General features: G+C 48.6%; 6 protein-coding genes. All 6 read left to right on the forward strand.

Annotated elements, in window-relative coordinates; translation table 11 throughout:
- Positions 1 to 93 precede the first annotated feature (93 nt).
- Entirely contained in the window at positions 94 to 2,889 is a 2,796-nt protein-coding gene (locus tag M0Q40_08990; protein ID MCK9222738.1) for a glycosyl hydrolase 115 family protein, read from the forward strand.
- 47 nt (positions 2,890 to 2,936) lie between these two features.
- Positions 2,937 to 3,632, forward strand: a complete 696-nt coding sequence (locus tag M0Q40_08995) for a DUF1080 domain-containing protein (GenBank protein ID MCK9222739.1) — start codon at positions 2,937 to 2,939, stop codon at positions 3,630 to 3,632.
- A 258-nt stretch (positions 3,633 to 3,890) separates the two neighbouring features.
- Positions 3,891 to 5,120, forward strand: coding sequence for an ROK family transcriptional regulator (locus tag M0Q40_09000; GenBank protein ID MCK9222740.1), 1,230 nt, complete (start codon positions 3,891 to 3,893; stop codon positions 5,118 to 5,120).
- A gap of 44 nt (positions 5,121 to 5,164) precedes the next feature.
- The gene (locus tag M0Q40_09005; GenBank protein ID MCK9222741.1) at positions 5,165 to 6,925 is read left to right on the forward strand and encodes a glycoside hydrolase family 2; all 1,761 of its coding nucleotides are present in this window, start codon (positions 5,165 to 5,167) and stop codon (positions 6,923 to 6,925) included.
- Between the two features lie 32 nt (positions 6,926 to 6,957).
- Complete coding sequence (locus tag M0Q40_09010; protein MCK9222742.1) at positions 6,958 to 8,403, forward strand: glycoside hydrolase family 43 protein; 1,446 nt, start codon at positions 6,958 to 6,960, stop codon at positions 8,401 to 8,403.
- Between the two features lie 225 nt (positions 8,404 to 8,628).
- Positions 8,629 to 9,300, forward strand: a complete 672-nt coding sequence (locus M0Q40_09015) for a DUF1080 domain-containing protein (protein ID MCK9222743.1) — start codon at positions 8,629 to 8,631, stop codon at positions 9,298 to 9,300.
- Positions 9,301 to 9,849: the final 549 nt, after the last annotated feature.

Raw genomic sequence — 9,849 nt, forward strand, 5'->3', positions numbered from 1 at the left:
TTACAGAATGGGAGTATGCTGGCAAAAAGCGTTACGGGAATAGAAGAAAACCGGTAAAGCCTGTCACTACCGGAAAGGATTGTGGGTGTGATCATGCACAGAGTAAGTAAGTTGTGTGTTCTTGTCTCGTTGATGATAGTGCTTTTCAGTCTTCGGGTCTTTGGGCAAGGATGGGATGAACCGATTAGGGGATCCTGGGTTGCTGAGCCAAGAACAGATTCAACCGTCCTACTGGTTGATGGAAACCAAGGGTGCGAAATAGTTGTTGCCCCCGAGGAGCATTCCGCCGTAAAGCAGGCTGTGGAATTCCTGGCTCAAGATATTTCTAAGATAACCGGGGTTACTCCCGAGATTGTTGAAGAACCTGCGGATGGTGCAGTTGCTCGGATCCATGTTATGACTTTGGGCATGCGCAGTATGCCGGAGCAAATTGACGAAGCCTTCCTTCTAGGTCAATGGGAAACTTTCCAAATTCTTGCCACTGAGAACGACGTATATCTCGTTGGTTCAAACTTTCGGGGAACCGCTTTTGCGGTCTATACCCTAAGTGAAAGACTAGGGATTGATCCTTTGTATCACTGGACTGGATATGAGCCAGAAAAGCATAATCCTTTAGCGATGAAGGCGGTGGATTATTTATCGAAACCACCGACCTTCAAATACCGGGGCTTGTTCCACGATGATGAGGACATACTTCCAAGGCCTATTGATCCGAAGACGGGTTACCCATACATACGCGGAGAAGTACCGATTGAGTGGTACCAAAGGTATTTCGAGACAGCCCTGCGTCTAAAGATGAACATGGTGGCACCCTTTGTCAGAGTTACAAGGAATTTCGAGGTGCAGCAGATGGCTAGTGATTGGGGCCTTTTTTATAGCTCCCATCATTACGATATCCTGTTGTCCAATCCCTATGGATTCAGTCATTTTGGTCTGGCTGCACAGCGTGGAGTTACCGGTGGCTTTGATTGGTTTAGTAACCGTGAAGGTATGATTGAATACTGGAAGGGGGGCGTGCTGGAAAACCGTCTGTTAGATTGTATTTGGCCGATTGGCATGCGGGGTACGGATGATTATCCCTATAGTTTTCCTGCAAATATAAGCGAGACGGAGAAGCTGAAGATTTACCAGGAGATCATAGATCTACAGGTGGAAATGACGAAGGAACTGCTTCCTTCGGATAAGGAACCCATTTTTCACTTCACTATGTACGGTGAAATGCTGGATTACTATCGAAAGGGTAGTTTCCGGCTACCAAATGAAGTCATCCTGGTCTGGGATGATGATGGTGACGGGGTTATGCGCCAACTGCCGAGTAAGCAGGATCTGCAAAGAAATAGCAAACATGGAGTCTACTACCATCTTGCTTTCTTTGGATGGTCAGCTAAACAAACGATTCATACTGTAACCCCCATGCGTATTGAGCAGCAGTTCCGGAAGATTATAGAATCTGGCGCAACGGAATATATGCTACTTAACGTTTCGGAGCTACGGGAGCATGTGATGGAAACAAGGATGATCGCAGATATTGTCTGGGATGCGGAACGCTACTTAAGTTCATCAAATGCGGCCTATCAGTTTGTGGACTGGTGGAGCAGAGAGTACTTCGGTAGCGCGGCCAAAGAAGCAGGTCGTTCTTACCGTGACTATTACCGGATCATGGATTCCTTTGACAAGGTTTGGTATGGAACCACCCGCGTTTCGAGCATAGTCCAATCCTTAGAAAAGAAGTTTGCGACGGAGTCCTATCTGTCAGTTGATCCCGGGACTATTGCCGCGCTTAGAGGACGGGCCGAAGTCTTTGCAGAAGCGCTGGAAGCAACCCGTCGGGCTTCGCTGAAGATGACCCCACAGCAACAGCAGTTCTTTTTTGAACATGTGGAGTTTGGAATGTTGATTGACTATCGGTCGGTTCAGGCGGCTCTTAAACTAAGCGAAGCTCTGCAGGAGCCAGATCTGGATCGAGCCTTTGAGATCTGCCTAGAGGCCTTTGAGTATCTAAAGCAACTCGAGCTTGAGATCAAGAGGGCTGAACGTCCACCTTTTGAGGATTGGTACCAGGCCACATGGATTCGAGTTGCCGACTACAACCATTCATGGAGTAATATGAATCCCCACCGCTCTTACCTTATTGTTAAGGATTTTCTCCTGGACGTTGGTGGATTCCGTATCGACAAGCCCCGCCCTGGGGACAAGATTAATGGCCAGGTTCCAATTACTTTCAGCACCAATTGCCCGCGTCTACGCCTCTGTGAGGTACTGATTGAGATGGGTGATAGGGTCATTTACGAAGGGACAACCGTACCGCGACGGTTCAGCTTCGATAGCACAGTGTTTTCTGATGGACCTGAGATCCTCAGACTAACCGTCATTGCCGATGATCCTCATTTGACGATCTTAGATCAAGTGTCGCTTTCTGTGGCCAATTGGTGGACAATATTTGATCCATTGAAGGCGCCGCAGACGACCTGGTTTGGGACAATCAACCACGACCAGTCTGTGGCCAAGTCAAGAGGGTGGGTCTACCTACAGGATGATCCGGAGCAATTCTTCAAAGACGAAAGCCGCATATCGCGAGTAGCCAACACGACGGAATACCTAGTCTGGGAGACCCCAAGATTACAGGATGTGCAAGTTACAGCTTATGCAAGAGGCGAACAGATTGATCGTATCTTGTCCCTAGCGATCTCCAACGACGGGGACACTTGGCAGGAGGTGCCCTATACGGTAGTTCGAACAGACGCTGCTGGGCAGTGGCTAAAGTTAGTGCTATCTGTAAGTATGGACAATGGCCTGGACGTGAAATACTGCAAATTGACGATCATGGCGGGTGAATCTGCGCCAGATGATATTCAGATTGGTGAGGTACTGTTGCGAGGGCGAAACTAGATGGCCTAGTGGGCCGTCCGAAAATAAGCAAGGAGGAGAGAAATATCATGCGTAAACACAGTCTCACATTAGTAGCATTGTTGGTATGTCTAGTATTTGCAGGGTGTCTTACTAAGAAAGAAGAGCCGGTAGTAGTAACTCTGCCCTTTACTCTGGATCTAAGTAAGACGGCTGAGGGCAGTATTCCTAAGGAAATGTTAGTCCATACTGGTGATTGGCGCGTGGTGGAGGATACACTGGAATGCAACTTCCCTCCTGTCGCGGGAGACGGGAATGGTGGATTCATCCATTTCCGGGGACTCGACGTTGCTGATTTCGATCTGAAAGTGACCATTAACTTCCAGGAAGTCGATAGCAACAAACGGTTTGCAGGCCTACTTTTTAGAGCAGACCCTAACGTTAACCTACCGCGACATAAATACCTATTACGCCAAGGCGCAACGGCAAGCAACGGCGTCGGTCTTCTGTTCCGAGGTCCAGACGTAAAAGGCGATTGGATTAAGACAAGTGCGCTTTCTCATGATTTTGAGCTTGGTACCCCCTATGATTTGCGGTTGGTGGCTTATGGGAATAGGGTTAAGCTCTTAGTTGATGATGTACTTATACAGGATGTGGAGACGGATAAGTGGTACAACGAAACGGGTGCTATTGGCTTTGCGGTCTTTGGTGGCCGGATCCGCTTTAGTGATATTAGTATAGATAACGTCACTGCTGAAGCATTTGATGCCATCGGAGCTTTGTAGACTTAGTAGATAAGGGGTGCCTTGCTCCTAAGGCACCTCCACTCTAGTGTTATATACTGGCCATTGATTTACCAATGGCCAAGGTAAAGGTCACCGGTGTCGTCTCGCCACACCAACTTTATGCTTGTTGACCAAAGGTTGATTCTTATAGTAGAATGTAGAAGACTTATTACATTTGTTGGTGTAAGTAAGTCTTCCGGACCGGGTCTTGGGTATCTGGTTAGGACGATTACATGAAATGAGTGGGTGTGAGACGACATGAGTGTTCCGATTTTACCTTTCGAGATCAAAGATCCGAGACGATCCCTGGTACTACGATTGATCAAAGAGTTTGGACCAATATCCCGGGGGGAGATTGCTGAACGTACTGGATTTATCTCCTCGACGGTTGCAAACATTACCAATGATCTGATCGAGGCCGGTCTAGTCAAGGAAGGAAGGCAAGGACCGAGCCAAGGGGGTCGGCGTCCGATGTTGCTAGAACTAAACGGTGACTGTGCCTACGTTATCGGAGTCAACGTAGGTTACAGCAATATCGTGGCTATACTTGCCAATGCAGGGGGTACCGTCATCAGACGGGCGGTTGTCCCCACAGAGCCTTGGCGGGGGAGTGATGCGGTACTCCAATCCATTGCTTCCGCCATCAAGGAGCTTTTCACCGATACTGTAATATCGGTGCAGAAGGTGAGAGGAATTGGTGTTGGTGTTCCGGGCCTTGTCGATCCGAGGGGCGGTATCTCCATTTTTTCCCCTAACCTGGAGTGGCGGAATGTATATGTAGCAGATAAACTCAGTCGCCTCGTGGGAATTCCCGTGATCGTGGACAACGATGTGCGGATGGCTACCCTCGGTGAATGGAGGTATGGCGCAGGGGAAGGATCAAATGACTTTATTGCCCTCTTTGTTGGGTCCGCAGTGGGATGCGGTTTGGTCCTGAACAGTAAACTTCATTATGGTGTATGTAGTACCGCTGGTGAAATTGGGCATACGATCGTGGAACCGGACGGTCCCCATTGTAGTTGTGGTAGAGATGGATGCCTGGAAGCCGTAGCTTCAGGTCGTGCTATTGCTGCATCGGCCACCGCAGGACTCAAACTGGGCATTAACTCATCTTTGGCTAAGGCGGTGGGCGATGATATGGGTGCTGTAACCGCAGCACTCGTTGCGGAGCATGCCGCGGCGGGGGATCCTTTCTGCAGCGAATTAATGAAGAAAACTGGTTCGTATCTAGGTTCAGCCATCGCGGCCTTGGTTAATACGATTAATCCAGAGATTGTCGCGATTGGTGGCGGTGTCTCCCGGGCAGGCAATCTGCTCTTTCAACCGATTAAGGACAGCTATCGGGAAAGAGCCATCCAACATATTGCTGATTCAGTGCGGATTATCCCTGCCGAATTGGGGAAAGATGCAGGTCCCCGGGGTGCGGCTGCCTTGGTTATTGACCGGTTAATGATGTGGGATGTCTATGAAGCCACGGTTAATGCTTAGGTCGAAATGTATTGTAGATGAAAGGGGTTTCAATGTTGAGTAACGTGTTGAGAAATGAATACCCTCGTCCGGATAGGGTACGTAAAGAATGGTTAAGTCTGAACGGGACATGGGATTTTGCCTTTGATGACAGGAATGAGGGCATTAAAGGGAAATGGTTCCAAGACTTGACCAAGCTTGATCAAAAGATCATAGTTCCCTTTGCTTATCAAGCGCCTGCAAGCGGGATTGGTACTTCGGATTATCATCCGGTCATCTGGTACGGAAGGGAATTCTCGAGCCCAAAGGCCTGGGATGAAAGGACAATTCTGCATTTTGGCGCTGTCGACTATGAAGCGACGGTATGGGTAAATGGTATTTACGTAGGCAGCCACCGGGGCGGTTATGTGCCCTTTTTCTTTGATATTACCGACTTGCTCCAGCCGGAAAGTAACGAGCTTGTGGTGCGTATAGTGGATTTAGCCCGTCCTGATCAACCCCGCGGTAAGCAAAGTGCCCGCGATGAGTCCTGGGGTTGTTGGTACACGCCTATTACGGGCATTTGGCAGTCTGTATGGTTGGAGCATCTTCATGGGCTACACATTGAAGACTTTCATCTCATACCAGATATCAAGCAGGAGCGAGTACTTCTCGAGTATACTTTGAGTGAAATCACAGAGAACCTATCCTTAGAGGCCACTGTTTCTGCTGAAGGGAACCTCGTTTCCCGGCAAGATATTGCAGTTGGCCCCGTCTATAACCGGTGGAGTAATGTAACTCCCCTAGAGGAAGGGCAGCTTAGTATTTCTGTGCCCCATGCCCGCTTGTGGTCGGTTGATCATCCCTTCTTGTACGATTTGGTGCTGACCCTAAAGCATGAAGGGCAAGTGGTGGATGAGATCAAAACCTATTTTGGTATGCGAGAAGTAACTAGTAGGCATGGGCAGGTATATCTTAACGGTAGGGCCTGTTACCAAAGGTTGGTGCTTGATCAAGGCTACTGGGACGAAGGGATCTATACACCTTTATCTATTGATGATCTAAAAAAAGACGTTGAGCTAATCAAGTCCCTCGGTTTTAACGGAGTACGTAAACACCAAAAGATCGAAGACCCCTACTTCTATTACTACTGTGATAAGCTTGGACTTTTGGTTTGGTCTGAAATGCCGGCATGTTATGAGTATAGTGAAGCAGGGGCAAGTAATCTACGAAGAGAATGGACCGAGGCGGTGATCAGAGATAGAAACCACCCAAGTATTATCGCATGGGTACCGATTAACGAAAGCTGGGGTGTTGATCAACTGACCCGGACTATGGATCCGAGAATTATTGCTTACCTTGAGTCGCTGTACTATCATACCCGTTCCCTAGACCATACCCGACTTGTGGTAAGTAACGACGGATGGCAGCATGGAACGACAGATTTAGTGACCATCCATGAGTATACTCAAAACGCATCCGAGCTAACCCGGCGTTACCAGGCCTTTTCGGATAACCCAAACGCTACTACTTTTAGCCATAATCTACCGACTTTACTTGCCGGATTTGACTTGACTGATCAACCGATTATCGTTTCGGAGTTCGGTGGCGTGAAGATTGAAGATGGTAAGCCTGGGTGGGGTTATGGTAAGGCGGCATCTAGCAGTGAGGATATGGTAAACCGAGTCAGCGAGCTGGTAGATGCGCTCCTAAGCTTTAGCGAAATAGCAGGGTACTGCTATACTCAACTTACAGATGTGGAGCAAGAGGTTAACGGGCTGTTTACCATCGACCGTAAGCCCAAGGCCGATGTTAAGCGCTTAAAGGAGATCTTTAGCCGACGATAGGTTCTGTTTGCTAACTTGGGGGGGAGAAGTAAGTGGCATCTTATTTCCGTAATCCAGTCATTAGCCAACCAGGGATGGACCATGGGGATCCTTTCGCCATGAGCTATTTAGGTCGTTATTACCTCTATCACACCGGTGGCAGCGGTGTACACTTACACACCTCAACCGACTTAGTGAACTGGCGTTATGAGGGAACGGTACTGGCTCCTAAGGCTGAGTGCCACTGGGCCCAAGTGGACTACTGGGCTCCGGAGGTCATGTATTCCAAAGGCACTTTTTACATGTATGTAAGTGGTACCAAGAGAACCGCTAAAGGCGGGGACGATGCTTTGCGTAGACTAGGGATCGCTAGAAGCAAAAGCCCCCTTGGCCCTTTTGAATGGGATGAGCATCCGTTGTTTGATGAATGGTCCATCGATGCACATCCCTATCGCGATGACAATGGCTCCCTGTGGCTCTTTTATAATATCCGCACGGAGGAAACTAGGTACGTCGATGGAACCACCGGCTGTGGTAATGTTGTGGAGGCGATGTCGGCCCCGGATCAGGCGGTAGGAAATCAGATGAGGGTCACCTTTCCCACCGAACCGTGGGAAGGAGACAAAAAGGGAACTTGGTACTGGAACGAGGGGCCAACGGTATTGAAAAGAAGGGGTACCTATTACCAGATGTATAGCGGTGGATGCTATCGGGATGAGACCTACGCAATTGGTGTTGCCACGGCACCCTCACCCTTAGGCCCTTGGACCAAGTATCCAAGGAACCCCATTTTCACCAGTACATCAGCCATATCCGGTCCCGGACATCATAGTGTAGTGTTAGGTCCCGATGGCGTTAACTTATACGCGGTATACCACGGTCGTATTCCCCAGGATGCGGGGCGGAAGGTCCACATCGATCGCCTCTTCTGGGTTGGTGATCATCTGAAGATCCTTGGACCTACTGAAGAAGAGCAGAAGGTGCCTTCAGGACCCGTCTATGATCCGCAGGTTCCCCATTGGAAAGCGACCGCATGGGTACGCGGAACACAGGTTGAGTTTTGTGGTCTGCGACTATCCCTAGCAGACGAAGGGTACCAATACTTGCAGGTCAGCTACAGCTGTGGTTTAGTGACCGTCTACCTAGACCAAAAGCTAAAATATGCTGGTTTAGTCAACGATAATGGCTTTGTTCCAACCTGTGATGGCACCATCGTGGCCATCACCCAGACCTCCTGTTTAGACGACGCTAACGTCTATGAACTGGCCTTGGGGCAGAATCATTCCTGGCACTTTGGTGGGAATAGCCCCGTTGATGTTTCCTTGGCGATTAAGGGGAGTGCAAGGGTGTATGCTGATGATGTGTTGATGTGGGAAGGACATAGTGATAGTTTCACACTGGTTAGATTTATTACATCTTACGGGGTTAATGAAATAAGGGTGGTGGCCGACAGCAGGCAGGCCACGGTGACAGATCTGCTCGTTACTGCCATGGCCTAATTGGGATAAGCACAAAGGTGGATGAACAGACCGGGCGTAGCTTTGCCTTACTCCAATTGTATTGAGCAGAAGGTCCAGGCCAGTTGGTTGCCAATTGTGTAATAGGCGTTCAATATCAGTCCAAGATATACCTGAGGTAAGTTTTTGTAGAAAACATGGTGTTGTTTTGGTAAGTCTATGGTCAGGATGTGACACAAGGTGGAGAACGAAAGGAGAGAAGATTATATGCGTAAACTCAGTGCCTACATGGTAGCAGCAGCGGTTTTGGTTTTACTTTCAACGGCTTTGGTTTTCGGTGCTAGTTTGCCCTATGAAATAGATTTTTCCCGGGAAGCGGATGGTACCTTGCCTGTTGGGTGGTATCCATTGACCGGAGACTGGCAGGTTGTGGACGGAACACTGGAAGGTTCCTATCCCCCTGTTCCAGGGGATGCCCAAGGGGCATTCATCTTTATTCCCGATCTACTCGTCGATGACTTTGATATGACGATGACCATTGAGTTTAAATCGGTTAGTGACGGTCGACGGTTTGGCGCAATCATGATTCGTAGTGCGGCGGCAACAGGTGCACCAAGGCACAAGTTCCTTTTACGTCAGGAGGCCACAAGAAACGATGGTGTCGGCCTATTGTTTAGGGATAGTGACAAGAGGTCTTCTTGGGTACAACGCACTAACCTAGATCATGACTTTGAACTTGATACCCCCTATAGGCTGCGTGTTTTGGCATATGGCGATCAAATTAAGTTCTTGGTTAATGATACACTAGCTTTGAACGCAGATGCCACGACCTATCTGCAGAAAGGGTCCATTGGTTTTGCGGTGCACGGAGCTACTGTGCGCTTTAGTGATATTAGGATTGACGAAATCGACGAGAGAGAGTTTGATTCTATAAGGTAAATCAGAGAGCATCCTGACCACATAGGTGCCTCGGTTAAATAACCGAGGCACCTTCTGATCCCGATGACCCCCGCAATGGTTGCAGAGCATTTAAGTTTATCTGGAAAAGGAATTACATAATATCTCGTATGATTTATATGCCCTAGCTTTCATCTAGTCGTTGCCTTTGTACAAGTCTTTGAGTCTTTCGTGTTGGTTCTACGTTCTTCCATGATAGAGTACCGAGCGAAGTGGCATCTGTTGGATGTATTTTCTTGGTGTGCAATATTCTGGATCGGGATCGCCACCTGGGAAATACGATGCTCAGGTTGATAAAGCGCGTCGACATGCAAATTTCCTGTGGTATAGCCCGAAGTCCTATCCTTATGTTTCCCCTGGACTTCATATGGCAGAAACGTCAATCAATGTGATCACCGAAACCAACGGAAAGTATGAGTAAGAAGTTTACGGGTCTTGCTAGGTGTTCTTAGTAAGAGAGATACGCGGATCCCTAGTGATGAGGTAGAGGTAAAAGAAGGGAACGAGAGGCTCGATCTCCAAGTAGGAGAT

It is taken from the genome of Limnochordia bacterium, assembly GCA_023230925.1.
Classification (GTDB): Bacteria; Bacillota; Limnochordia; order DUMW01; family DUMW01; genus JALNWK01.

Coding starts and splice junctions, on each gene's coding strand:
- M0Q40_09000 (MCK9222740.1), top strand. CDS start 3,891: ATGAGTGTTCCGATTTTACCTTTCGAGATCAAAGATCCGAGACGATCC.
- M0Q40_08995 (MCK9222739.1), top strand. CDS start 2,937: ATGCGTAAACACAGTCTCACATTAGTAGCATTGTTGGTATGTCTAGTA.
- M0Q40_09015 (MCK9222743.1), top strand. CDS start 8,629: ATGCGTAAACTCAGTGCCTACATGGTAGCAGCAGCGGTTTTGGTTTTA.
- M0Q40_08990 (MCK9222738.1), top strand. CDS start 94: ATGCACAGAGTAAGTAAGTTGTGTGTTCTTGTCTCGTTGATGATAGTG.